Origin of the sequence: Duganella sp. BJB476 (genome assembly GCF_003416895.1) — a bacterium.
GTDB lineage: Bacteria > Pseudomonadota > Gammaproteobacteria > Burkholderiales > Burkholderiaceae_D > Rugamonas.
On the sequence record NZ_QVIO01000003.1, the window covers coordinates 87,131 to 112,973 of the forward strand.

Annotated in this window: 12 protein-coding genes; 2 read left to right on the top strand and 10 right to left on the bottom strand. The window is 65.5% G+C overall.

From position 1 onward, the window contains the following. Nucleotides 1–4: 4 nt before the first annotated feature. The 3 genes from D0T21_RS32070 to D0T21_RS13740 form a co-directional block, all read right to left on the bottom strand. A complete protein-coding gene (locus D0T21_RS32070) occupies nt 5–6,346 on the bottom strand; it encodes a filamentous hemagglutinin N-terminal domain-containing protein (RefSeq protein WP_158568007.1) in 6,342 nt (2,113 codons plus the stop codon). 220 nt (nt 6,347–6,566) lie between these two features. Continuing rightward, nucleotides 6,567–8,846 (bottom strand): CHASE2 domain-containing protein, encoded by a 2,280-nt coding sequence (locus D0T21_RS13735; protein WP_116990148.1) that lies wholly within the window; start codon nt 8,844–8,846, stop codon nt 6,567–6,569. An 18-nt stretch (nt 8,847–8,864) separates the two neighbouring features. Beyond that, complete coding sequence (locus tag D0T21_RS13740) at nt 8,865–10,481, bottom strand: HD family phosphohydrolase (protein WP_116990149.1); 1,617 nt, start codon at nt 10,479–10,481, stop codon at nt 8,865–8,867. A 212-nt stretch (nt 10,482–10,693) separates the two neighbouring features. Between D0T21_RS13740 and D0T21_RS13745 the strand changes: the two genes are divergently transcribed. Continuing rightward, nucleotides 10,694–11,590 (top strand): MBL fold metallo-hydrolase, encoded by an 897-nt coding sequence (locus D0T21_RS13745; protein ID WP_116990150.1) that lies wholly within the window; start codon nt 10,694–10,696, stop codon nt 11,588–11,590. An 11-nt stretch (nt 11,591–11,601) separates the two neighbouring features. Next, nucleotides 11,602–13,959 (top strand): ATPase, T2SS/T4P/T4SS family, encoded by a 2,358-nt coding sequence (locus D0T21_RS13750; protein ID WP_116990151.1) that lies wholly within the window; start codon nt 11,602–11,604, stop codon nt 13,957–13,959. Nucleotides 13,960–13,984: 25 nt separating this feature from the next. Here D0T21_RS13750 and D0T21_RS13755 read toward each other — a convergent pair whose 3' ends face one another. From D0T21_RS13755 to D0T21_RS13790, 7 genes are all read right to left on the bottom strand, one after another. Beyond that, entirely contained in the window at nt 13,985–19,333 is a 5,349-nt protein-coding gene (locus D0T21_RS13755; RefSeq protein ID WP_116990152.1) for a hypothetical protein, read from the bottom strand. Between the two features lie 72 nt (nt 19,334–19,405). Next, nucleotides 19,406–20,017, bottom strand: a complete 612-nt coding sequence (locus D0T21_RS13760) for a hypothetical protein (protein ID WP_158568008.1) — start codon at nt 20,015–20,017, stop codon at nt 19,406–19,408. Nucleotides 20,018–20,073: 56 nt separating this feature from the next. After that, nucleotides 20,074–21,480, bottom strand: a complete 1,407-nt coding sequence (locus tag D0T21_RS13770) for an HlyD family type I secretion periplasmic adaptor subunit (RefSeq protein WP_116990155.1) — start codon at nt 21,478–21,480, stop codon at nt 20,074–20,076. Further along, entirely contained in the window at nt 21,470–23,623 is a 2,154-nt protein-coding gene (locus tag D0T21_RS13775; RefSeq protein WP_116990156.1) for a type I secretion system permease/ATPase, read from the bottom strand. Before D0T21_RS13775 ends, D0T21_RS13770 begins: the two co-directional genes overlap by 11 nt. Nucleotides 23,624–23,878: 255 nt before the next feature. After that, nucleotides 23,879–24,361 carry a hypothetical protein gene (locus tag D0T21_RS13780; RefSeq protein ID WP_116990657.1) on the bottom strand — a complete coding sequence of 161 codons (483 nt, stop codon included), beginning with the start codon at nt 24,359–24,361 and terminating at the stop codon, nt 23,879–23,881. A gap of 135 nt (nt 24,362–24,496) precedes the next feature. After that, nucleotides 24,497–24,958 (bottom strand): GNAT family N-acetyltransferase, encoded by a 462-nt coding sequence (locus D0T21_RS13785; RefSeq protein WP_116990157.1) that lies wholly within the window; start codon nt 24,956–24,958, stop codon nt 24,497–24,499. A gap of 10 nt (nt 24,959–24,968) precedes the next feature. Further along, complete coding sequence (locus D0T21_RS13790) at nt 24,969–25,769, bottom strand: metallophosphoesterase (protein ID WP_229211475.1); 801 nt, start codon at nt 25,767–25,769, stop codon at nt 24,969–24,971. Nucleotides 25,770–25,843: the final 74 nt, after the last annotated feature.

Below are 25,843 nucleotides of genomic sequence, written 5' to 3' on the forward strand. Positions count from 1 at the left end.
GGCATCAGTTGCAATACATCTTCTTGGTCGGCTCGTTTTTACTGGCGGTCAGTTCGACCTTGCCGCTGGACTTATCCTTATCATCGGGCACTTTGTCATCCGGTTTGGTCGAGCCACCGCTGCTGCCAGTCCCGCTGGATGCGGTGCTGGCTTCCGGCGGCGTAGAGACCAGCGGCGCCTTGACGGTGCCGCCCTGAACCTGGGTGACCGTATTGATGATGTTGACCGTGGAGTTCAACGCCTGTGCCACCGGCGTCGTTGTCTGGTTGGCGGCCGCAGCAGCGGCAGCATCGGCGGCGGCCTTGGCGGCGGCTGCTGCATCGGCCGCAGCCTTGGCGGCGGCATCGGCGGCAGCCTTGGCGGCGGCGTCGGTGGCGGCCTTGGCGGCGGCGTCGGCGGCAGCCTTGGCGGCGGCGTCGGCGGCGGCCTTGGTGGCGGCATCGGCATTGGCGGCGTCGGCGGCAGCCTTGGCGGCGGCGTCCGCAGCGGCCTTGGCGGCGGCGTCGGCGGCGGCCTGGGCAGCGGCGGTGGCGGCATCGGCGGCAGCCTTGGCGGCCGCATCGGCGGCGGCCTGGGCGGCCTTGGCGGCGGCATCGGCGGCAGCCTTGGCGGCCGCATCGGCGGCGGCCTTGGCGGCAGCGTCGGCGGCGGCGGCCTTGGCGGCGGCATCGGCGGCGGCGGCCTCGGCGGCAGCCTTGGCGGCGGCGTCGGCGGCGGCCTTGGCGGCAGCGTCGGCGGCGGCCTTGGCGGCGGCATCGGCCACGGCCTTGGCGGCGGCGGCGTCGGCCGCAGCCTTGGCGGCGGCGGCGGCCTTGGCGGCGGCATCGGCAGCGGCAGCGGTCCCGCTGCCGGAGTCTATGCTCGGCAGCGTGCCGCTGCCCAGGGTGACCGACGAGGCATTCACCGAGCCGAAAGGAGCGGCCAGCGCCACATGGGCGCCGTTGCTGTTGATGGTGGTGGCGCTGCCGACGCTGATGTTGCCGTTGGTGGCGACCGCCGAGATGCTGCCGGTCGGCGAGGTCACGTTCAACAGGCCGCCCAGCACGATGTTATTGGTCGCGACCATGTTGATCGAGTTGGCCGCGTTCAGTTGCGATCCGCCCTGCAAGGTGATGTCGGTGCTGGCCGACAGCGCGATGTCGTTGCCGATCAGGCTGTCGCTGATGGTGATCGGGCTGTGCGCGGTGATCGACACCCCGCCGTTGGTGGCGTGGATGGTGCCGCCGGTATGGATGCCGCCGTGGTTGTCGATGACGATGTTGCCGTTGCTGGTGCTCAGCATACCCAGCGCCAGCTCGCCGCTGCTGACGGTGTTGTTGAGCAGGAGGTTGCCCGAGCCGTTGTAGGCGGAGAACGCGCCGACATGGTTGCCGCTGTTGGTCAGCGTGATGCCGTTGTAGGCCGTCGCGTGCAGGCTGTCGCTCACCAGCGCGCCGGTCTGCGTGATCGCGCCGCCGCCCTCGCCGGCGCTGAGGGTGATGCCGTTTTGTGCCCGCACGGCGCCGACCGCGATGTTGCCGCCGCTGTAGACGTTGAGCGAGCCGCTCATGTCGATGCTGCCGTTGGTTTGCGTCAGGTTGTTGACGGTCAGGTTGGCGGCGCTGGCGGTGCCGCTCAACACGCCACTGGTCAGCATCAGGTTGGTGGCCTCCATGGCGCCGTTCAGCACCAGGCTGCCGCCGTTCAGATTGAGCGTGGCGCCGGTCAGATAGGACTTGCCGCCGGTGCCGCTGACGGTCAGCGCGCCGCCGGTCAGCGCCAGCTGGGTGCCGCTGCCGACCGCCATGGTCGCCAGCGTGGTGTTGCCGGCGCTGGCGTCGTAGGTGATGGTGCCGGCGCCGCTGCCAATGGCGGCGGCCAGCACGTTGGCGCCGTCCGGCGCGATGCCGTCGACCCAATTGCCGGCGGCGCTCCACAAGCCGCCGCCGCTGCCGCTCCAGGTCGATACCGGACGCGCGGTGATGGTGCCGCGGATGCCGCCGCTCAGCGTATAGTTGTTGGCGTCGGCACCGCTCTTGTTGAGTGAGCCGCTGCTGATGTTGACGGTTTTGTTGACGCCGGCATTCTTGTCGGCATAGCTGAGGGTGGCGCCTTCGTTGATGAACAGCGATACCGAGTCGAGCGGGCCTTCCGGCGCGCTCAGCAGGCCGACCAGCGTGGCGCCGGTCAGCGTGGCGCCGGAGCTGTTGTTGTACTCGCGGCTGGCCAGGTTCACCGTCAACTGGGCCTGGTTGATCGTGCCGGTGCCGCTGACGCCGCCATCGAGCACGTAATTATTGTGCGGGTTGTTGGTCAGCGTCGGGCTGGTGAAGCTGACGGTCTTGCCGGAGCCGGCGTTCTTGTTGGTAAAGCTCAAGGTGCCGCTGATGCCGGGGGTGTCGCCGTTCACCGTGTTGGTGTAGTTGATGCCGTAGGTGCCGTCGGACGTGCCCTGTACCAGCTCGACCCGGCTATTGTAGGTCTTGCTGGCGTCGACCACCGCGGCGGTGATGTGGCGCTGCGCGATGGTCAGCGTGGTCGAGGGGTCGTAGATCACGTCGTACTTGGTCGAATACAGGCCGTCGAGCTTGTGGATGCCGGCGTTCAGGCCGTCGTCGTAGGCCAGCGTGCCGTAGAGGCCGGCCGGCGCGCTGAACGCCTGCGAGTAGGTGTACGGGATACCGTCATACACCTTGCTGTCGCCGCCGCCGGTGACGGTAATCGGTATCAGGAACCCCCTCAGCAGCGGCGTCGTCTGGCCTTCATACATGCGCCACACCGACGAACCGCCGTCGAAGTCGAAATCGGTGAAGTTCGCTTGCTGCTTCATCTGCGTCGCGCTCAGGCCGACCGCGCCGGCGCTGTCGCTGGCAGCGCCGGTGGTCAGGAAGTAGCCGCCCGTCACCGTGCCGCCGTTGGCGCCGTCGCCGACCAGGGCGTCAACCACGACGCTGGTGTTGGATTTGACGTCGCCGCTGCTGTACGCGGCGTTGATGCTGCCGTACATCCCGTTGCCGCCCAGCAGGCCGCCGGTGCTGCCGGTGCTGTCGGCCGTCTTGCCGGTCACATTGCCCTGCACATAGGAGTTGCTGATGGCGCCGTTGGAATAGCCCGCCAGTCCGCCGACGTTCGAGCCATTGCCGATCACGTTGCCCTCGATCGCCACGCCGCTGACGGCGCCGCTGCCCATCTGGATGGTACCCACCAATGCACCGGTGTTGTTATGGCCCTCGACCGAGGCGCCGGTCAGCTTGACATCCTGTATCGTCCCCGAGCCCAGGATGGCGAACAGGCCGACCTGGTTGGTGGCCGGGCGGCTAATGTAGAGGCCGCTGATGGTCTTGTGGTTGCCGTCGAAGGTGCCGGAATAGGCGTAATCGATGCCACCGATCGGCTTGAAGCCGGCGTAGACAGCGCTGCCGTTGTTGTTCCAGTGCGCCGTCTGGCTGGCGTCGATATCGTTGTCGAGCACGTAGGAATAGCCAGCGGACAACGATCCTATCCCCTGCAGGCCGTAGACATCGACCAGGTGGAAAGGCGTGCTGCTGGCGCCGTCGCCGCTGGCGGCGCGCACGAAGCTGCCGCCGGCGATACGGAAATCGGTGGCACAGAAGCTCGGCAGGGTGCCTATTTGCGACCAGTTGCCGGATTGCAGGTTGAAGATGCCGTTGGTGGTCACGCTGTCGGTGGCGGTAATGCTGCTCTCGGTGCCCGCGTGCAGCGTCAGGCCGCCGGTGCTGACTGCCGCTTGCAGCGCGATGCTGCCGGTGGCCGTCAGGCTCAGGCTGTTGGTGCGGGTCAGCGGCGCGCTAACGACGATGTTGCCGGCCGAGACCGCGTTGTTATCGATGGTCAGCGTGTTGCCGCTGATGCTGGCCAGGTCGGCGCTGGTCAGCGTCAACGTGCTGCTGGGGCCGCTTGAGGCGCCGATGTCGATGGCGTTGATCGATCCCAGGCTGACCGAATCGCTGTTGAGCGTGCCGCCCGCCAGGATCATCTTGCCGGCGTACAGGTTGATGCCGGAGCTGGAGGCGATGCTGCCGGCATTGGTGATACTGTAGAGTCCGCTTGGACGGGTGATCAGGCTGATCACGCCGGTGCTATTGACGGCCGCGCCGGAACCGACAGCGATGTTGCCGCCCTGGCTGTACAGGGTCAGCGTGCCGGCGTTCTGCCCGCCCGTCAGGTCCAGGTTGCCGACCACCGTCAGGTTGCCGGTGTTGCTGCCAATGCCGCCGCCGTTGGCGGCGTCGCCGATGCTCAGCCAGCCGTTGACCGGCAGCTGCACGCCGGCCAGCTCGGCCTGGCTCAGGCCCAGCACGCCGGCGCCGTCGGTGGCGCCGACGCCGACTTGAATACTGGTGCTATCGGACATGGGCGTCAGCCGCACGCCGTGTTGGGTGATCGTGGAGAAGGTGCCGTTCAACGCCATATTGTCCGCTTGCACGACGATATTGCCGCCGGAGGAACCCACTGCAACACCGTTGTTGAAGGTCGCCACGCCGTTGGTCTTGGTCGAGGTCAGCGTCATGTTGCCGGCGCTGCTGACGTTGCCGCTGACCGTGAGGTCGCCATTGTAGGCCGTGGCCGTCAGGGTGCCGCCGGCGCTGCTGGCGCCGAGATTGGCGTTGACCGCCGTCAGCGTGATATTGCCGGCGGTCGCTTGCAGCGACGCCGTGCCGCCGATGGTGTTGCTATTATTATCGAGCGAGATGTCGGTAGCCGCCAACGCATTGAGATTATGGAGCGTGAGCGCAGCGGTCGGTTCGGTGACCTGGGTGATGTTACGGCCCGACGTCAACACCAGGTTGCCGTCGCTGCCAGTGATGTGGGCCTTCAGGAGGATGTCGCGATCGGCGGTCAGCGACAGGGTCCGGCTTGAGGGCAGCAGGACTTCGCTCAGCACCGAGATATCGCCGCCGCTGCTGCCGTGCACGTTACCCGTGCTGACCGTCACGTCGTTGGCCAGCAGCGCCGTGTGCAACACGCCAGTCAACAGCAGCGAGTCCTGCACGGTGAGCGACTCGAGGAAGGTCCCGCCGCCCGCCACCAGATTGAGGTTGCCTACCGAATTGGGCACGCCGGACACGCTGCTGTTGTCGGCGATATACACATCGCTAGGATCAAGCAGCAGCTTGCCGGTCGCGCCCTTGGGCGCGCGGGTATCGACCGCGCCCTGCATGTCGAGGTAGTGGCCGGACGTTTCGACGAAGCCGCCGTTGCCGCCGGCCGCGCCGCCGCGCGCGGAAATGCTGCCGAACATCTGCGTGGCCTGGTCGCTCCAGACGATCACCTTGCCGCCATTGCCGTTGTCCGTGGCGTCGGCCTTGATGACGCTGTCCTTGCCCACATACGCCTGCTGGGCGTTCTGCACCGCCGGGTTCTTGCCCTGGTAGTCGCCGCCGACCAGCACCGTGCCGCCGCCGGCCCCGCCACTGGCGTCGACCACGGCGTTGCCGGTCAGGCCGACCAGCGGGCCCAGCACTTGAATCTCGCCGCCGGTGTTCAGGTTGCTGCCGGTGGCGGTGGTGGTGCTGCCCGCCTCCACCAGCGTGGTGCCGCTGGATTTCAGGATGATCTGGCCGTTGACGCCGCGCACCGCGCTGTTGGCGTTGATGCCGCCGCGCTGGCTGACCAGCGCGCCATACACGCCGACCCGTCCGCCCTGCGCCACGATCTGCCCCAGGTTCAACGCCTGGTCGGCCGGCGCCGACACCACCACCTGCACATTCGGATCCCTGGAATCGAACAGTTGCACGCTGTGACCCGCCGCCAGCACCACATCTCCATTGGGCGCCGAGATCACGCCGCTGTTTTCCACCGCCGGCGCGACCAGGAAGATCTGGCCGCCGGCCGGCGTGGTGATCGTGCCGGCATTGCTGACCTTGCCCGCCGCGGCATCGCCGCTGAAGTTGTTTTTGCCGGCCAGGAAGTCGGCGTTCGAGATCGCCAGGCTGGAGGCCACCAGGCCGTTCACATCCACCCGCGAGCCGGCGCCGAAGATCACGCCGTTCGGATTGATCAGGAACACCTTGCCGTTCGATTGCAGCGAGCCCAGGATCTGGGTCGGGCTTTGGCCGGTGATGCGGTTCAGCACCTTGCTGTCCGCGCTCTGCTGGATGAAGCGGGTGATCTCGTCCGACGCCACCGAGAAACTTTGCCAGTTGATGATGGTGTTGGGCGTGTTGGTGATCGAGTAGGTCTTGCCCTGCAGGTTGAAGCTGGCCTGCCCCGCCACCACGGTCGGGCTGACCGGCGCGGCGTGGGCGCCGGTGTAACAGGCGGCCACCAGCACGGCGATCAGTTTGCGGCGCAGCGGCGCGGTATGTGCGCGGCGTTGTGGGAAGCGGCTGGTCTCGGCTTTCATAACGGCATCCTCTATCCGGTGTGGATCTGGACTCGCGCGCCCCGGTGCGCCGCGAGTCGGTTACTCAGAATTGTTGGTGGTTCGAAGGGCTTAAAGCACTTGAAAAAAGCATATCCATCAGGAAACTAATATTCCTCTCAGTGTAGCCCTCTTTGTTCAGGCCGCCACTTTTTTTTCCTGTCTGGAGGAGAGTTTTTTCCCTGCCTGTGGCTAGATTGCGCTATTTCGTTTCAAACGTGGTGACGCCGTCCCAGTCCGCGCCGGGAGGATGAGCTCGGTAGTATGCGATGCGCTCAGTATATAGGGAATACAGGCTGCGGTCAGGCAATAATGCCTTCAATTCAACAATTATAGTCATTGCTTGATCCCACTGTTGCGCGCGCACGGCAGCGAGCGCCAAATGCCAGCGCTCCAGCTCGCTGCGGGTGGCCGGATCGAGGTCTTTTTCCAGAGCTATCGGTTCGAAAATCGCCACCGGTTCGTTCTTGCCCTTGACCCGCACCAGGTCCAGCTCGCGGTAGGCGTACTCCGGCGCGGCGGCGCGCGTGGCCTCGCCGACCGTGATGCCGACCCCGTACACCTTGGTGATGCCTTCCAGCCGCGAGCCCAGGTTCACGGCGTCGCCCATGACGGTGTAGGCGCGGCGGATTTTCGAGCCCATGTCGCCCACGTGCATCAGGCCGGAATTGAGGCCGATGCCGATCTTCAGCGGCGGCCAGCCGCGCGCGATGAAGTCGTCGTTGAGGCGGTGGGCGGAAGCCTGCATCAGCAGCGAGGTGGCGACCGCGCGGCTGGCGTGGTCGGCAAACGCCACCGGCGCGCCCCAGAAGGCCATGACGGCGTCGCCGATGTACTTGTCCAGGGTGCCGCGGTGGCTGTCGCGGATATCTTCCGACATCGCCGTCAGGTACAGGTTGATGTATTCGCGCAGCTGCTTGGGCGTCAGCCCTTCGGAGATGGTGGTGAAGCCGCGCACGTCGACGAACAGCACGGTCAGCTCGCGGCTTTCGCCGTCCATATTGTATTTTTCGGGATCGTCGGCCATCTCGGCCACCAGCTCGGGCGCCACGTATTCGCCGAAGCGCGACACCAGCGCCTGCCCTTTCCTGACCTCGAAGAAATAGCCCCAGGCCACGTTGAGCACGAACACGGCGGCGATCACGATCAGCTGCATCGCCAGGTTGTAGATCAGGTCGAGCGAGGCGTATTCGTAATAGTTCAGGCCGAAGCTGGCGGCCAGCACCAGCACGCCCAGCAGGATGGAGCGCAGCGGCGACAGCGCGGCCAGCGCAAAGCTGAGCAGCAGGCCGATCGCCAGGATCTGTCCGGCCTCGATGACGAACGCCAGGTAGGAGCGCGACTTGAACCGGTTGTCGAGGATGGACTTGATGATGTTGGCGTGGATTTCCACCCCCGGATATTCGGCCTTGACCGGCGTGGCGCGCAAGTCGACCAGGCCGGGCGCGGTGGTGCCGATCAGCACGGCCGTTCCTTTCAGCAGCTCAACCGGCGCGCGCCCGGTCAGCACGTCGGCCGCCGACACGTAGCGGAAGGCGCCGCCGGCCGGGCCGCCGGTGCCGCGGAACTGCACCACCGTGGTCATCGCCTCGCCGACCGGGATCACGCGCTGCTTGCGCTCCGGCAGCAGGATGGTCAGGGCGTCGTAGCCGCCGCTGTCGAGCTGGTTCTGCGACAGCTGGTCCACTGACTCCGTCAGCAGCGGCTTGATCGCCAGCGCGCCCAGGTACAGCCCGGCCGTGGCCACCGACAGCGAAGGATAATATTTGTCGCCGACCTGCTGGATCAGGTAGGCCGAGCGGACGATGCCGTCCGGGTCGGTGGAGACGGAAAAACTGCCGCCGCCGGCCGCCGCCCGTTGCAGCACCGGCACGTTGGCCTCGTAGCCGGGGGCGTTGTAGGCGGTCAGTTCGCGGCCGTTCAAGTCCTGCTCGGTGAACAGCGGCTTGGGCAGCTCGCCCTTGACCTGGTCCGGCGACAGGTTGAAGCCCAGGATCACCGGCTGCCCGGCCAGCGCGCTGGCGAACAGGCCGTCGTAGTCCAGCGCGGGCTTGAGCTCGGCGAGCTTTTGCTTGAGCGCCGGCACGTCGCTCAACTCCTTGTTGGACAGTTTCTCCAGCACGCCGTAGCCGGAACTGGTGTCCGGCTCGGGGAAGGAAATATCGTAGCCGACCGCCTTGACCTGGTAGTGGCCGGTCAGCTGCGAGATCAGCCGGGCCTGGATATTGCGGCTCCACGGGAAGCGGCCGAACTCAGTCAGCGCCTTGCCGTCGATGTCGACGATGACGATGCGCGGATCCAGCGCCGGCGCCTCCAGCTTCATGCGCTCGCCGGCCAGCAGGTTGTCGAAGCGGGCCACGGCCTCGCTCTCCCAGATATTGAGCGTGTACAGCACGCCGGCCGTCGTGATGAGCACGCCCAGCAGCCAGCGCGGGCCGTACTTCAACAGGGTCTTGGTCCACTTGGCGGGGATCAGGCGCACGCGCGCTCCTTCCGGGGGTTAGGGCGTGTAACCGGGGATCTTGGCTTCGTCGATGTCGTCGATCTGTTTTTCGTCCATGTTCTTGAGGGCGAACACCAGATAGATCTTGCTGCGGATGAAGATATCGAACAGGTCGGGATCGATGTGGCCGTTGAGCGAGAAGTTGCCGAGGATGCGCAAGGACTCCGACAGCATCTTGCCTTTTTTGTAAGGCCGATCCTTGGCGGTCAGCGCCTCGAAGATGTCGGCGATCGCCATCACCCGCGCCTGGATCGACATCTGCTCCTTGGTCAACCCGCGCGGATAGCCCTTGCCGTCCATGCGCTCGTGGTGGCCGCCGGCATACTCAGGCACGTTCTTCAGGTGCTTGGGCCACGGCAGCGCCTCCAGCATGCGGATCGACATCGAGATGTGGTTGTTGATGACCTTGCGCTCGGCGTCGGTCAGCGTGCCGAACTTGATGGTCAGGTTCATCAGCTCGTCGGCGCTGAAGAATTCCTGCTCGACGCCGTCCACGCCGACCCAGCGGCGCTGGCTGATCTGGCGCACGCGCTCCTGGTCCTCCGCCTTCATGCCCTCGCCGCCGATGTTGGCGACGCGGATGAAATCGCGCTCCTCGCGCAGCGTGGCCTGCAGCTGCGCCAGTTCTGCATCGATGGCGCCGTGGTCGCCGCCGGCCAGCTTGCGCCGCAGCGCATCGATCTCGGCATCGCGCAGCAGCACTTCGAAGCGGGTGTCGATGACGGCGATGCGGTCGAAAATGGTTTCCAGCTTGGTGGCCTTGTCGACCACGTGCACCGGCGTGGTGATCTTGCCGCAGTCGTGCAGCAGGCCGGCCAGCCACAGTTCCTTGCGGTCCTGCTCGGTCATGCGGAAATCGGCCAGCGGGCCGGTTTCGGTGCTGTGCACGGCTTCGGCCAGCATCATCGTCAGTTCCGGCACGAACTGGCAGTGGCGGCCGGTGTACGGCGATTTTTCATCGATGCCGATGTTGATCAGGTTGACCAGGGATTCCAGCAGCTCTTCCAGCTGGGCGATCAGGCGCTGGTGGGTCAGCGCCACGGCGGCCTGCGCCGCCAGCGCCTCGATGAAGCGCTGGTCGGTCTGGCTGAAGGCGCGGATGGCGCCGGTGTCGCTGTCCTTGGCATTGATCAGTTGCAGCACGCCGACCAGCTCGCCCTCGTGGTCGCTCATCGGCACCGTCAGGAACGATTGCGAATGGTATTTGCGCAGCTGGTCGAACTTGACCATGCCGGAGAAATTGAACACGTCCGCCTTGTAGACGTCCTCGATGTTGACCGACAGGCCGAAGTGCGCGGCGTAGGCCGCCACCGAGGCCAGGTTTTTCTCGCCGTTCTCGTCGAACAGGGGCACGCCGGGCGCCGTAATCGGCTCGCCATTGATCCCGCCTTGATGTGTCTTAAGGGTGTCGTTGATCAGTATGGTGAAATCGAGGGAGCGCTTGTCTTCGCTGGGACGGTACAGGGTGCCGCCGTCGGCGTTGGTCATGCTTTTCGCAACGATCAGGATACGCTCCAGCAGCGTATCGGTGTCGTGGCTGCTGCCCAGCTGGACGCTCAGTTCCGTCAGCTGGTCGAGCCGCTGTGAGATCTGCGTTTGATTCAACTCTTGCATGGTTGTTTTTTCAATACCTGTAGTATGGGCTTGCGCTAGCCGCCAGACGCTCAGGCGCACTTTCGAAGTGTATCTCTCACACAAGCTGTTGTACACCGGCAAATGCTCCACGACACAAAATTAGCGCAGGCAGTGTCGGGTTTTTCCCTGTTGCCGAGAAAAAAAGCTATCATCGACCAGAGTATCTGGCAAAAAAAGAACAGGGATTGCGTATGAAATTTATTTTTTGGGGAGTGCGCGGTTCCATTCCCTCCCCCGGCCCGCGCACCGCGCGCTATGGCGGCAACACCACGTGCATCGAAGTACGCACCGACGACGACACCCTGATCGTCATCGACGGCGGCACCGGCATCTTTTCGCTGGCCCAATCCCTGTTGCAAAACAAAAGAACGCCGGTCCACGCCAACATCTTCATCACCCACAGCCACTGGGACCACATCCACGGCCTGCCCTTCTTCACGCCGCTGTTCGTGCGCGACAGCCGCGTGCGGCTGCATGGCGTGACCGACCCGGTGACCGGCAACGGCATCGAGCACGTGATGGGCGTACAGTTGCAAAACAGCTATTTCCCGGTCAGCGAAACGCAGATGGACGCCACCATCGAATACCGGACCCTGACCATCGGCGAAGCCATCCAGGTCGGCGACGCCACCGTGCACAACGTGGTGATGAACCACCCGGTGACCGATCTCGGCTACCGCATCGAATGCAACGGCAAGTCGGTGTTCTTCACCGGCGACCACGAGCCGCACTACAACATCCATCCAGCCGGCCACCCGGAGCACGCCGCCTACCAGCAATGGATGGCCGAGCGCAACGCCGCGATCGACGCCACGGTGCAGGGGGTCGACGCGCTGATCGTCGACTGTTCCTACACCCGCGAGGAATATCCGGCCAAGCAAGGCTGGGGCCACGGCACCTTCGATTCGGCCTTCTCCATGGCGCTGCGCACCGGCGCCAAAGCGCTATACTGCACCCATCATGAACCGACCCGCAGTGACGACGAACTCGAAGCCGTGTTCGCCGATGTGATGGCGCGCCACGCGCCGCTGCTGGGCGATCTGAAGGTCTTCCTCGCGTATGAAGGCATGGAAGTTCTACTGACCTAGCGAAAGCGATCATGAACGACGCCGGCACCCCCAGTCCACAGCACAGCGATGTCGACCTGCGGCTGGCGTTTTTCCAGAAGCTGCAAACGGTCACCACCAAGATCCACGCCACCAGCAACCTGGACGAGATCATGCTCGACCTGGGCATGGAATTCTGCGACCTGTTCAACTGCGACCGCTTCACGCTGTACGCGATGGACCATGAAAAAGACTACATCGTCTCCAAGGTCAAGACCGGGCTCACCTCATTTCGCGACCTCAAGCTGGCGGTCACGCCGGCCTCGATCGCCGGCTACGTCGCGCTGACCCGCCGGACCATCAACCTCGCCGACGTCTACGACCAGGCCGAGCTGGCGCGCTACTCGCCCGAGCTGCGCTTCCAGCAGGGCGTGGACCAGCGCACCGGCTACCGCACCAAGCAGATGCTGGTGGCGCCGCTGATCGCGGTGCAGTCGCGCGAGCTGCTGGGCGTGGTCCAGTTCATCAACAACCGCGACCGCGCGCCCTTCTCTTCCATTGCCGAGGACGGCGTCAAGGAGCTGTGCGAGACCCTGTCGGTGGCCTTCAGCCAACGCCTGAAGCCGCCACAAATGGTACGCACCAAATATGACGGGCTGGTGACGGACGCGGTGCTGTCGGCGCCCGAGCTGGAGCTGGCCACGCGCTCGGCCCGCAAGAAGGACCACGATATCGAGGATGTGCTGATCGACGAGTTCCAGGTCAAGCTGGCGGCCATCGGCGCCTCGCTGGAGCGGCACTTCGGCGTGCCGTACGAGCACTTCAGGGCGGACCGCGTCAAGCCGGTCGAGCTGCTGCGTAACCTGAAGCGCCAGTACATCGAGGAATCCGGCTGGATGCCGCTGGAGGACAACAAGGACGGCATGCTGGTGGTGGCGCTGGACCCGGAGCGGGTGGCCAACACCCACATCGTCAACCAGATCTTCCCCAAGGCCAAGCCGGTGTTCCGCGTCACCAGCAACCGCGAGTTCCGGATGATGATCGAGCACTTCTTCGGCGCCGCCGGCGACAGCGGCAGCGTCGGCGAACTGCTGTCGGGCATGGACGACGACGACGGCGACAGCGAAGGCGGCTCGGCGGAAGTGTCGGAAGCGGTCGAGAACGAGCTGGTCAAGCTGCTCAACAAGATCATCGTCGACGCCTACCGCCAGGGCGTGTCGGACATCCACATCGAACCGCTGCCCGGCAAGGGCAAGACCGGCATCCGCTTCCGCAAGGACGGCACGCTGGTGCCCTACATCGAAATCCCGGCCTCCTACCGCAGCGCGCTGGTGGCGCGGGTCAAGATCATGTGCGACCTCGACATCTCCGAGCGCCGCAAGCCGCAGGACGGCAAGATCAAGTTCAAGAAATACGGCCCGCTGGACATCGAGCTGCGGGTGGCGACCATCCCCTCGGCCGGCGGCGTCGAGGACATCGTCATGCGCATCCTGGCGGCCGGCGAACCGATCCCGCTCGACAAGCTGGGCGTGCTGCCGTTCAACCTGGAACGGCTGCGCGCCACCATCGAGAAACCGTATGGCCTGTTTTTCGTCTGCGGCCCGACCGGCTCCGGCAAGACCACCACGCTGCACTCGGTGCTGAACTACCTGAACACGCCGGACACCAAGATCTGGACCGCCGAGGACCCGGTCGAGATCACCCAGAAAGGCCTGCGCCAGGTGCAGGTCAACCGCAAGGCTGGGCTGGACTTCGCCACCGTGATGCGGGCCTTCCTGCGCGCCGATCCGGACATCATCATGGTCGGCGAGATGCGCGACAAGGAAACCGTCGGCATGGGCATCGAGGCCTCGTTGACGGGCCACCTGGTGTTCGCCACGCTGCACACCAACAGCGCGCCGGAATCCATCGTACGGCTGCTGGACATGGGCATGGACCCGTTCAACTTCGCCGACGCGCTGCTGGGCATCCTGGCGCAGCGGCTGGCCAAGCGCCTGTGCGGCAACTGCAAGCAGGCTTACCAGCCGAGCGAGGCCGAACTGGATCTGCTGCTGACGGAATTCTGCGAGGAGCTGCTCAGCACCGAGAGCTTCATCAAGGACCGCGCCGCCGGCCGCGCCGCCGTGCTGGCCGGCTGGCGCCAGCGCTACGCCAGGGACGGCAAGTTCACGCTGTACCGCGCGCTCGGCTGCGACGAGTGCAACAAGGGCTACAAGGGCCGCGTCGGCCTGCACGAGCTGATGATAGGCAGCGACAAGGTCAAGAAGCTGCTACAGGAACACGCCCGCGTCGCCCAGCTGCTGGCGGCCGCGCTGGAAGACGGCATGCTGACCCTGAAGATGGACGGCATCGAGAAAGTCCTGCTGGGTATCACCGATATCAAGATGGTGCGGGCGGTCTGCATCAAGTAGCTGCCCACACCATCATTGACGCCGGTTACACCCGGCGCGCCTCCAGCGTGGCCGCCAGGTGCAGTTGCGGTCGCTGAACCTGGGTCCAACCGCTATCCGCCTCGACCGCGCCGGCGCCGTCATTGAAGGCCGCCATGGTCTGCACCAGATGGTTCAGGCTGCTCTGCCCTTGGGCATCGGCCGCCACGGCCGCCAGCGCGGCGGGGCCGCCTATGGTGCCTTGCACCGCTTGCTGCACGGCCGAGTTGAAGCGCAAACTGACGCCGGCCAGGTCTCCGCTTCGGCCATCCTTCCAATGGAAGCTGCTGTCGGCCAGGATCGTGTTGCCGTGATCGGTCTGGCCGACGTTGGCGGCGTCCAAATCGATCGAGGCAATGCCCAGTTGGTCCAGCGTGTACAACTGTCCCGGCTGGAACTGGCCGCGGCCTTCCGTATCGATCCATACCCGCAGTTCGCCCCACAGCGCGTTGCCGCCATCGAGCGTGCCGCCTTGTCCCGCCAGCTCGCGCAGTGCGTCAAAACCGCCGACCAGCTGGCTGTCGCTGCCGATGGTGGCGGCATGCGACGGATCGTAGACCAGGAAGCCCTCGCCCGGCGTGGCCCAGCCGGTCGCCACGGTGTGGCCGCTGTTTTGCATATCGAAATAGGCTTGCGACTCGCTCAGGTTGGCGGTGCCGACCCGCTGCCCCTGCAGGTTGAGGATCAGCGGATCGTCGCCGTCGCCCTCGCCCCAGCCGCCTGGATCGGGCAGGACAAAGGGCGGCGTGTACGGCGGCGGCGTGTAGGGAATCTCCGGCGGCTGCGGCGGCGGTGTGTAGATCGGCGGCGGCGTGTAGCTCGGCACATCCGGCAAGTCCGGCGTCGACGGTTCGGTATCCGGCGGCTCCGGCGTCACCGGCGTCGATGGCGTGGTCGGCGGCGTCACCACCGGCGGCGGCTCCACCACCGGCGGCGGTGGCGGCGGCGGCGTGTCCACCGTCGGCAACACGTGTCCGGTCTGGTTGCCGTTCGCATCGAAAGTGTCTTGCCAGGTCTGCTTGCCGCCGTCGTCGAAATACGTCTTGCTGCTCGGCTGCGCGCCGGCGTTGCCGAACAGGTCTTGCTCGATTTCGTGGCCGGACGCGTTGAACAGGTCGTGCTCGGTTTCCTTGCCCTGGCCGTTGAACACGTCCTTGCTGGTTTCATGGCCGCTGGTGTCGTAGTTGTCCTGCCAGCTCTTGACGCCGTTGCCGTCGAAATGGGTTTCCTGCTCGCGCGAGAAATTGCCCGAGCCACGGCACAGCGTGTCGTCGGTCAGGTGCCCGGTCACCGGATCAAAAGTCTCGAACTCCAGCTCGCCGTTGGCGGTGACGCCGTTCTCGGAAGTTTCGCGTCCCTGGCCGTCGAAGAATTTATTGCGCGTCAGCGTACCGTCGAACACCTGCTCTTCGTTGAGCTTGCCAGTGGCGTCGTACAGGTCGCGCTGGGTTTCCTTGCCCGCCGCGTTGAACTCGTCCTTGCTGGTTTCATGGTGGCTGGCGTCATAGTTGTCGCGCGAGGTTTCATGGCCGCCGGTGTCGAAATTATCCTGGTAGGTTTCGTGCCCCGCGGCGTCGTAGTGCTCGAAGGCGTACGGGCTGTGCGTGCCAGGCGTGTACAGCAGGTCGCCGGTCTCGTGGCCGTTGGCGTCGTAGAGTTCGCGCCGGATCTCGTGACCGTCGGTGTCGAAATTGTCGCTCGCGCTTTCATGGCCGTTGGCGTCGAAGATCTCGCGGCGGAATTCCTTGCCGTCGCCACCGAAGTCGTCCTGGGTGGTGCGGTGGCCGCTGGCGTCGAAATGCTCGAACAGGGTCGGGGTTTTAACGCCCGGCGCGTATTGCAGGTCACCGGTTTCATGTCCGCCGCCGTCGTAGAAGTCGCGCCGCACGTCCTTGCCGTCGCTGTTGAAGCTGTCGCGCGAGAGCTCATGGCCGTCCGCGTCAAACGCGTCGCGCGTGACTTCGTGGCCGTTGGCGTCGAAGTTTTCCTGCGACACCTTGTGACCGCCGCCGTCGAAATGCTCGAACGCGGATGGCGTATGCGAACCGGGCGTGTAGACCAGTTCCGACGACACGTGGCCGGTCGGATCATACAGGTCGCGCTCGGTTTCCTGACCGGCGCCGTTGAAGATATCGCTGGAGATGCGGTGGCCGCCGGCGTCGTAGGTCTGCCGCGCCATTTCCTTGCCGTCGGTATCGAGGCGGTCTTCGTAAGCCTCGTGCCCGGGGCTGTCGAAGTGCTTGACGGTATAGCCGCCGCCGAACACCACCTGGTCGGTTTCCTGGCCGGCCGCATTGAACAGGTCGCGGCTGGTCTCGGTGGCGCTGGCGTCGAAGTTGTCCTGCGACGTCAGGCGGCCGCTGGCGTCGAAATGCTTGAACGCCACCGGGGTGGTGATGCCGCTGGCGAAGTCGTACTCGTCGGTGATCCGGCCCGAGGTGTCCAGCAGCTTGCGATCGGTCTCACGGCCGTCGACATTGAAGTCGCTGTGCAGCGTCTCGTGGCCGAGGGCGTCGAAGCTGTCGCGCGAGACTTCATGGCCGCGCACGTCAAAGTTGTCCTGGCTGGTCTCATGGCCGCTCGCATCGAGGTGCTGGTCAGCGTTGGGGATGGTCGAACCGGTCGGATACAACAGGCGGTCGGTCTGCTGGCCGGCGGCGTTGTACAGCTCGCGTTCGATTTCCTGGCCGGCCGCGTTGAAGCGGTTCTGGGCCGTCTCGTGGCCGTTGGCGTCGTAGTTGTCGCGCGTGGTTTCCTTGCCGCCGGCGTCGAAATTGCTCTGGTAGACGGTGTGGCCGCTGGCGTCGAAATGCTTGTCGAGGCTGGCGTTGGCCGATCCGGGCGTGTACAGCATCTGGTCGGTCTGCTTGCCGTCGCCGCCGAACAGGTCGCGCTCGGTCTCCTGGCCGCTGGCGTTGAAATTGTCTTTCGACGTCTCGTGGCCCGCCGCGTCGAAGTTGTCGCGGGTGACTTCCTTGCCGTTGGTGTCGAAATGGTGGTCGACGTTCGGCGTGGCCGAGCCCGGCGTGTACAGCATCTGGTCGATCTGCTTGCCGTCGCCGCCAAACAAGTCGCGCTCGGTTTCCTGGCCGGCCGCGTTGAAATTGTCGCGCGCGTTCTCGTGGCCGTTGGCGTCGAAATGGTGGTCGACGTTCGGCGTGCTCGCACCCGGCGTGTACAGGGCCTGGTCGGTCTGCTGGCCGGCCTTGTTGAACAGGTCGCGTTCGGTTTCCTGGCCGGCCGGGTTGAACAGATCCTTGGAGCCGCGCACGCCGTCGGTGTCGTAATTGTCTTGCCAGGTTTCGTGGCCGGTGGCGTCGAAGTGCTTGTCGATCGCCGGCGTCGAGACGCCCGGCGTGTACAGCAGCTGCTCGGTTTCCTTGCCGCTGGTGTCGAAGATGTCGCGCTTGGTTTCCTGGCCGGCGGCGTTGAAGTTGTCGCGCGTGTTTTCCTTGCCGTTGGCGTCGAAGTTGTTGCGGAAGGTTTCCGCCCCGGTCAGGTCGTAGTTGTCGCGCGAGACTTCCTTGCCGGCCGTGTTGAAATTGTCGGCGCTCAGCTTGTGGCCGGCCGCGTCGAAGTTTTCCTGCGCGATTTCCTGGCCGGCGGTATTGAAATCGTAGCGGCTGACCTTCTGGCCGGCCGGGTTGTAATTGTCCTGGTTGATCTCATGGCCGCCGGTGTCGAAATGCTGGGCCACATACGGCATGCTGGCGCCGGCGTTGTACAGGTCGCGCTCGACTTGCTGGCCTGCAGTATTGAAGCCGTCGCGTTCGGTCTCCTGGCCGGCCGGGTTGAAGTTGTCGCGGATGATTTCATGGCCGGCGGCGTCGAAGCTGTTGCGGGTGGTTTCCTTGCCGGTGGCGGCGTTGAAATTGTCGCGCGTGACTTCCTGGCCCGCCGCGTTGAAATTGTCGCGGAAGACTTCCTTGCCGTTGGCGTCGAAATTATCCTTGCTCGCTTCGCGGCCCTGGCCGTCGAAGTTGTCCTGGCTGGTTTCGTGGCCCTGGCCGTCGAAGTTTTGCTGGGCCACGCGGTTGCCGGCCGCGTTGACATAGTTCTTGGCCTCGCTGGAGACCTGGCCGTTGTCGTAGTTCTTGACGTCGTCCACCTTGCTGCCGTCGCCGCCCACCGTTTCGACGGTGATCTGGTCGGCCTTGCCGTCGGCGTTGTTGTCGAGCGTGGTGGTCACCGTGTTGACCTTGCCGTCCTTGGACACGGTCACCACGTCGGACTGCTGCACGCCGTTGGCGTCGTTCTTCTTCAGGTCGTCGGTCTTGACGCCTTTCCCATCGGTCTGCGTCGTCTCATCGCTGATCACGTGGCCGTCGTCGGCGATCTGCGTGGTTTCGTCGACGCCTTGTGCGGACACGGGCGCGGTACGCACGCTGGTGGAGCCGTCGGGGCCGTTGCCGCCGGTGCGGGTGAAGGTGCTGACCGTGCCATCAGCCGCGTTCTTGATGGTGCAGGTGCCGGTGTCGCCGCCTTTCAGGCCTGCGGCCACCAGTTGCCGATCAATCGCCATGGTCGACAGCGGCGTCGAAGTCGGCACCTTCTCGCTGTTGCGGTCCAAGCCCAGCGCCGCGTAGTCCACCGTAAAGGTATGGCCGGCCTCGCTGCTGCACAGGTTGTTCAACACGGTCGCACTGTAATATTGGGCATAGCTGAGCGCGTTATTCGTGCCGATGGACGGATTGGACAGCGCCTGATTGTGCGCCGCCGCGCTGATGTTGGCGTCGGTGTACAGCAGCATGCCGTGGGCGTCGACCGAAAAGCCCGGATTGAGTAACGCGCCGGTGTAGAATTTGTAGCTGTAACCTGACTCCAGCACCAGCCCGAGGAGCTTCTGGCGCGACAAGGCGTCGCCGCCATTGTCGGCCACCGCGTGGCTGACGACATCGTTCCATCCGCGCAGGTTGGCAAGCGCTTCGTCGTTCAGATGATTGGTCAGATAGCTTTGCACGGTGCTGGTCAGGTTCTGTACCGACTGCGGTGTGTTACTGTTCCAGCTGCTGATGCTGCTGGAGGCCGACGCGTACAGGGCCGTGTCCCGTTGGGCAACGCCGGCGGCATTGTCCACGTGGGCGCCCTCATGCCCCAGCACAAAGGTCAGGTCGACGGTGGAATACCTGCTCAGGAAGTCGCGCGTGACGACGATGTTTTTGCTCCCGGGATCGAAATAGGCCCCGGCGCCGGCGCCGTCATTGGCCGCGCCAAACAATAAACCGCGCAGGCTGCCGCTCTGCGCCTGGCCGTTCAGTTGATCGGCCAGCGCGGGCGTGCTCGCGATGGCACTGTAGAGCTTCAGGTATTGCGGATCGCTTTCGCCGCCCACACGGCCGGCAAAGTTGCTCAACATGGTTTGCAATCTCGGGGAAATAGCCAAGTTTTTTTCCATTCAAAGTGGATTAAAGGGGGGCAACACCGGCGGTCAGCTTGCCGGGTCGCGGTTGACGCCGCCAAATCGCAGCGCATGCACGCACTTGCCGCCAAAGTACAAGTGCAGGGAATTACCGTTCTTGCTGAATTGATCGAACACCGAGATGTGGCGGTCGCTGAAACCCAGGGTCCAGCCGAGTTGCAGGATCCGCTGGCGCGCCGTGTCGACATCGACGCATTGCGGGGCGGGGCCGGGGAAATTCTCCGGATACCACTTGAAGTCGACAAAGGAGTGCGCGCCGTACTCGACCAGGGCGACGGTCATATACCAGTCAGTATCGCGCTCCAGCAGATACTGCATGTAGCCGGGCGCGACCTCGGTGGCGTGGGCCATCGGCACCCCCAGTTCGCGCTCCAGGCGGGCGCGCGTGACATAGCCGTCATGCTCGCTCAGCAAGCGGTCCAGCTTGCTCCAGAATGCCGCCGCCGAAAACGGCGGCTGCTGCCACGGCGCCGGCGCGGCGGCCGGTACCGGGCCCGCTTGGCCGAGCGCCGGACTGAGCAGGCCCAGCGCCAGTGTCAGCCCCAGCCCGGCCCGGCCAGCCGCGCCCGCCACGCGGCGGGTGCGCCGCGCGAAGGCGCTGATATGTTTCGTTCCAATCATGGGTCGCTCCTGATCTCGTTCGTTGTTGAGCAAATAAAGCCGGCCAGCCGCGCGCTTCAGCGTTCCCGCAGCGCGTCGCGGCGGTAGCGCTGCAGCGGCGCCAGGAAATATTCGATGATGCGGCGCTGCTCGGTCTTGATCTCCACCGTCGCGGCCATGCCGGACGCCAGCGCGACGGCGCGGCCGTCGGCCTGGATGGCGCGGGCGCCGAGCCGGATGCGGGCCGGGTAGACCAGACCCAGCTTGTCGTCCTTGACGGCGTCCTGCGACAGCGACAGCACGGTGCCGGGCAAGGTGCCGTAGTGGGTATAGGGAAAAGCGTCGAGCTTGACCTCGGCGCCCTGCCCCGCCCGCACGAAGCCGATGTCCTGGTTCAGCACCTGCACCTCGACCTCCAGCGCCGCCTCGTCCGGCACCAGCACCAGCAGTTCCTGCGCCGGCGTGACCACCCCGCCCACCGTGTGGATCGCCAGTTGCTGCACCGTGCCGGCCACCGGCGCCAGCAGGCGCGTCTGCCGCTGGGTTTGCTGGGCCTTGGCGACGTCGCCGCTCAGTTGCGCCAGCGCCTGCTGGGCCTGGGTCAACGCGTCCAGCTGCTCGCGCCGGAACTGCGCCACCGCCGTTTCGATGTTCTGCCGTTGCTCCTGCAGGCCAGCCTCCAGTTCGCGCGCGACGCCCTGCTGGGTCGCCAGTTCCTGCTCCTGCTGAATGCGGCCCAGCTCCTTTTCCTGCACCGCATGGCGCGACACGTAGTTTTGCGCCAGCAGCGCCCGGAAGTCGGCTTCCTGGGTGCGTGCCAGCGGCACGATCTGCTGCAGCGCGGCGACCTTGGCGCGTACCGTCTGCAGTTCCTGTCCGCGCTTTTGCAGTTCCGCCCGCATCGCCAGCAGCCGGCTGCCGTATTCCGCATACAGGCCATCGGCCATGCGCTGCGCGCTGTCGCGGCGCGCCGCCGCCAGGCCGTCCAGCGGCGCCAGCCGCGGCGGCCTGCCCTGAGCCTGGGCGTCCAGCAGCGCCTGCGCGCGCGCCGCCGCCAGTTGGGCGTCGGCGCGCGCCGCGCCGGACTTGCCCAGCTCGGCGTCGACCTGGGTAGCGTCCAGCTCCACCAGCAGTTGTCCGGCGTTCACGTGCTGGCCGTTGTCGACCAGGATGCGGCGCACGATGGCCGCTTCCAACGGCTGGATCACCTTGCTTTTGCCGGCGGCCACCAGCTTGCCCTGGGAGACCGCGACCACGTCCAGCCGCCCCACCACGGACCATCCCAGCGCGATGGTGAACAAGGCCATCAACGCCCACATCAGCGCCCGGCCGGCCGGCGACGCCGGCGTCTCGAGCACCTCCAGCGCGGCCGGCAGGAACGCCAGTTCGTCGCGCGTGCGCGCAACCGACGGCGCGGCCTGCCGCTGCTGCGCCAGCGCGGCGCCGGCGATGTCGCGCCATAGGCGCAGCGTCTCAAGCAGCATGGCGGTATCCGGTCTGGTGCTGCCACAGCGCGGCGTAGCGGCCCCGGCGCTGCAGCAATTCGTCGTGCGTGCCCTGCTCGACGATCTCGCCTTTGTCGATGGTGATGATGCGTCCGGCTCCGCGCACGGCCGACAGCCGGTGGGCGATGATGAACACGGTGCGGCCGCGGCAAATCATCTGCATATTGCGTTGGATGACCGCTTCCGATTCGGCGTCCAGCGCCGAGGTGGCTTCATCGAAGATCAGGATTTTCGGATCGGTGGCCAGGGCGCGGGCGATCGCGATGCGCTGGCGCTGGCCGCCGGACAGGCCGGTGCCGCGCTCGCCCAGTTCGGTGTCGTAGCCATGCGGGAGTTCCAGGATGAAATCGTGGGCGCCGGCCAGGCGCGCCGATGCCACCACCTGTTCGAACGCCATGCCGGGCGCGGCGAAGGCGATGTTGTCGCGCACCGTGCCCTTGAACAGCATATTTTCCTGCAGCACCGTGCCGATCTGGCGCCGCAGCGCGGCCGGATCGAGCAGCGCCAGGTCCATGCCGTCGATCAGCACGCGGCCGCGCTCGGGCGCGTACAGCCGTTGAATCAGTTTGGTCACCGTGCTCTTGCCGGAGCCGGACGGGCCGACGATGCCGATCACCATGCCCGGCTGCACCGTCAGCGACAGGCCGCGCAGCACTTCCGGCGCCCCCGGCTGGTAGCGGAACACCACTTGGTCGAACACCACCTGTCCTTGCAGCGCCGGCAGCGCGGCCCGGCCGGCGCCGGACGCCGACTCGACCGGGTTGTCGAGAATGTCGCCCAGGCGCGCCATCGACAGCCGCACCTGCTGGAAGTCTTGCCACAGCTGCGCCAGCCTGAGCACCGGCGCGCTGACATGCCCGGCCAACATGTTGAAGGCGATCAGTTCGCCCACCGTCAGGCTGCCATCGATCACCATTTTGGCCCCAAACCACAGCAAGGCCGCCGTGCTCACCTTGCTGATCAGCGCCGCCGCCTGGTTGGCGGCGCTGGCCAGGTTGGCGGCGCGAAACGCCACCGTCACATAAGCGGCCAGCTGGTTTTCCCATTTGCGCTGCATCAGCGGTTCGACCGCCATCGACTTGATGGTTTCGACACCGGTGATCGCTTCGACCAGGAAGGACTGGTTTTCCGCACTGCGGCGAAACTTGTCGTCCAGCCTGCGCTTGAGCGTGGGCGTGACCGTCAGCGACAACGCCACATAGCACGGCAGCGAGACCAGGGTGACCAGGGTCAGCAAGCCCGAATACGACAACATGACCAGCAGGAAAACCAGGGTGAACAGCAAGTCCATGGCGACCGTCAGCGCGTTGCCGGTCAGGAAGCTGCGGATGTTTTCCAGTTCGCGCACGCGCGCCACGCTGTCGCCGACGCGGCGTGCCTGGAAATACGCCAACGGCAAGCCCAGCAGATGACGGAACAGCCGGCTGCCCAGCTCGACGTCGACCCGGTTGGTGGTATGGCTGAACACATAGCTGCGCAAGCCGCCCAGCAGCGATTCAAAGATGGAAATGGTCAGCAGGCCGAACACCAGCACATCCAGCGTGGACATGGACTTGTGCACCAGCACCTTGTCGATGACCACCTGCATGAACAGCGGCGAGACCAGGCCGAACAGCTGCAGGAACAGGGATCCGGCCAGCACCTCCATGAACTGGCGCCGGTACTTGACGATCGCGGGGATGAACCAGGACAGGTTGAATCGGCTGCCGCCTTGCGCCAGCGTGGCGCGCGAGGCCAGCAGGATGACGCGGCCGGAGCTCGTGGCCGGCAAGTCTGCCAGCGGGCAGGTGTAGGTGCGGCGGGCGGCCGCATCATGCAACAGCGCCTCCCCGCCGGCCAGCTTCAACAGCACCAGGAAGCGGCCGTCGCGCCCCTCGACAATGGCGGGCAAGGGCAGTTGCGGCCAGCGCGCCGGCGCCGGCCGCAGCAGGCGAACCTTCAGGCCCAGGCGGGATGCCAGCCGGACCAGAGTCAAGGCGTCGACCGGACCGTCGCAAGCGGCATGATGACGCAGCGTGCCGGCGTCGGCGGCGACGCCGGCCAGTCCGGCAACGGCCACCAGGGCATCGATGCCGCTGTCGCTCGGCGCGGCGGGAGAAGCAAGAGTATCGGATAAAGTCATATTTCAGGCAAAGCAAGGGCCAGGCCGAACGCCGGAGCGTATGGCTGCGTAATCATCGAATCGGGAATAGGAACGCGGGAATTACTTAAACAGCAAATATTTCATTTAAATATTATTGTATTTAAGAAAATTCACAACGTCTATACCAAAAGCAACCGTTGCCCTTTAGATAGCTTGCAAGAAAATATAAGTCCTTGATTTAAAATCTTATTCTTTCATGAGCATGAATTTAGATTAACACCTCTAATCCCATCCTCAGGCCGCCCGCGTCGGGTGACGGCGCTCGGCTAGCGCGCGCAATCGGGCCAGCACCATGCCTAGGTTGCAGGCGCGACCGGCCAGCAAGGCATCGACCAGCTGGGTCGCCATTTCCAGCGCCGGCTCCACCGTATGCTGCATCGTGTATGGCAGCACCAGCCGGTAGCGTCCGTGCATGCGCGGCACCACGCCGACAAAGGCGACGGTGACCTCGTTGGACACCAGCCGGCGCAGTTCGATCGCCACCTGCTGCACCGCCTGCACCAGATAAGGTACCTCGCAGCCGGCCCCGGTGCGCTTGCCCACCAGGTTGCGCAGACGGTGGACGCCGGGCAACAGCGCTTGCAGGCGCTGCTGGAACGAGGCCAGCGCGCCCGGCGTGGTGGGCGCGCTGGCGTCCAATTCCAGGATGCTCAGCAAACATGGCTGGGTGGTGTAGCGATTGTCGCCGGGAAGATAACGCTGGTCGGTGATACGCATGGTCTGCAATGCTCCCTTTAAAATTCAGGCAATATTGTGACAACGTTCACGCATGCGCGGAAGCAGCGCACGGGCCTTGCCCGTGTAAGACAGCGCCGACAGCTAACGCGCGCTTAAGCGGCCCGTGTTAAACACTCACGGCAGCTGCTTCTCAAAGCAGACCGCCAGCGGATTGCCGATGTACTTGCCGTAGTTGGCGATGCGGCGGTAGCCGCGCGCTTCGTAGAAATCGACGGCGCGGCGATTGACCAGGCGCGTCTCCAGCCACAGCGCCTGGTAGCCCAGTGATACGGCCTCGTCCTCCAGGAAACGCAGCACCGCGCTGCCGACGCCGCTGGTGCCGTGGCGCGCGTACATGCGCTTGATCTCGGCCACGCCCGGCTCCAGCGGCCGCAGCGCGCCGCAGCCCAGCGCCAGGCCGGCGCCGTCGCGCGCCACCACGAAGCAGCCCGCCGGGCCGACCACGTCGTCAATGTCGAAGGAGGAGCGGCCGCTGTCGCCGGTGATCGCTTCCAGCGCGGTCGACAACTCCTCCATCAACAACAGGGAGTCGCGGGCGGTGGGATCTTCAGTCTGGAGTTGGATGTCGGTGTCCATAGTGGACAAATTATTGCACAGTACAGATCACCAGTTCAGGATCGGCGTTGATGCGCACCGGAATCCGGCTGCAACCCACGCCACGACTAACGATCAGCTCGCCATTGCCGGCCACCGGGAAGCGTCCATAATGAAAGGGACGCGACAGCGGACCGGCCGGCAACACCAGCGGCGTGCCGTCGCGCAGCGCGATCTGGCCGCCGTGCGTGTGGCCGGCGAAGGCGACGTCGAAGCGCCGGCCGGCCAGCTTCAGCAAGCCGTCCGGCGCATGCATCAGCAGCACGCGCACGGCGCTGTCGGCGACGCCGGCGAACGTCGCGGCGCCGTCGGGTTCGCCGGCCCAGGGATCGTCCATGCCGCAGATCGAGACATGGCCGAACGGCGCCGGCAAGGCTTGCGCGCGGTTGACCAGCATCTGCACGCCGGCCGCCTCGAAGCGTCGGCAGATCTCGCCGTCGTCGGTGGACAGGTCGTGATTGCCCAGCACGGCAAACTTGCCCAGCGGCGGACGGCAGGCCGCCAACAGCGGGCACAGCACGGCGACATTGGCCGCCGGGCCGGACACGTAGTCGCCGCCCGTCAGCAGCACGTCCGGCTGTTCGGCGGCGATGCTGGCGAACAGATCGTTGAAGATGCCGGCGTGGGTCGGCGGGCCGGCATGGAAATCGGAGGCAAACGCGATCTTGAGCGGACGCGGCAGGCGCTGGCCATGCGCCAGCGTGATCGTGTGGCGGGTCACGCCGAGCCGGCCATGCAAGCGGCTGTGGTAGCTCAGCGCGCTCACCACGCCCCCCATCAGGACGACATTCAACAACGCTTCCAACTTGCTCCGGTGCGGTGAAAAATGCTTGCTGCGGGGAACTTTCATGGGAAGGCGATCAAACG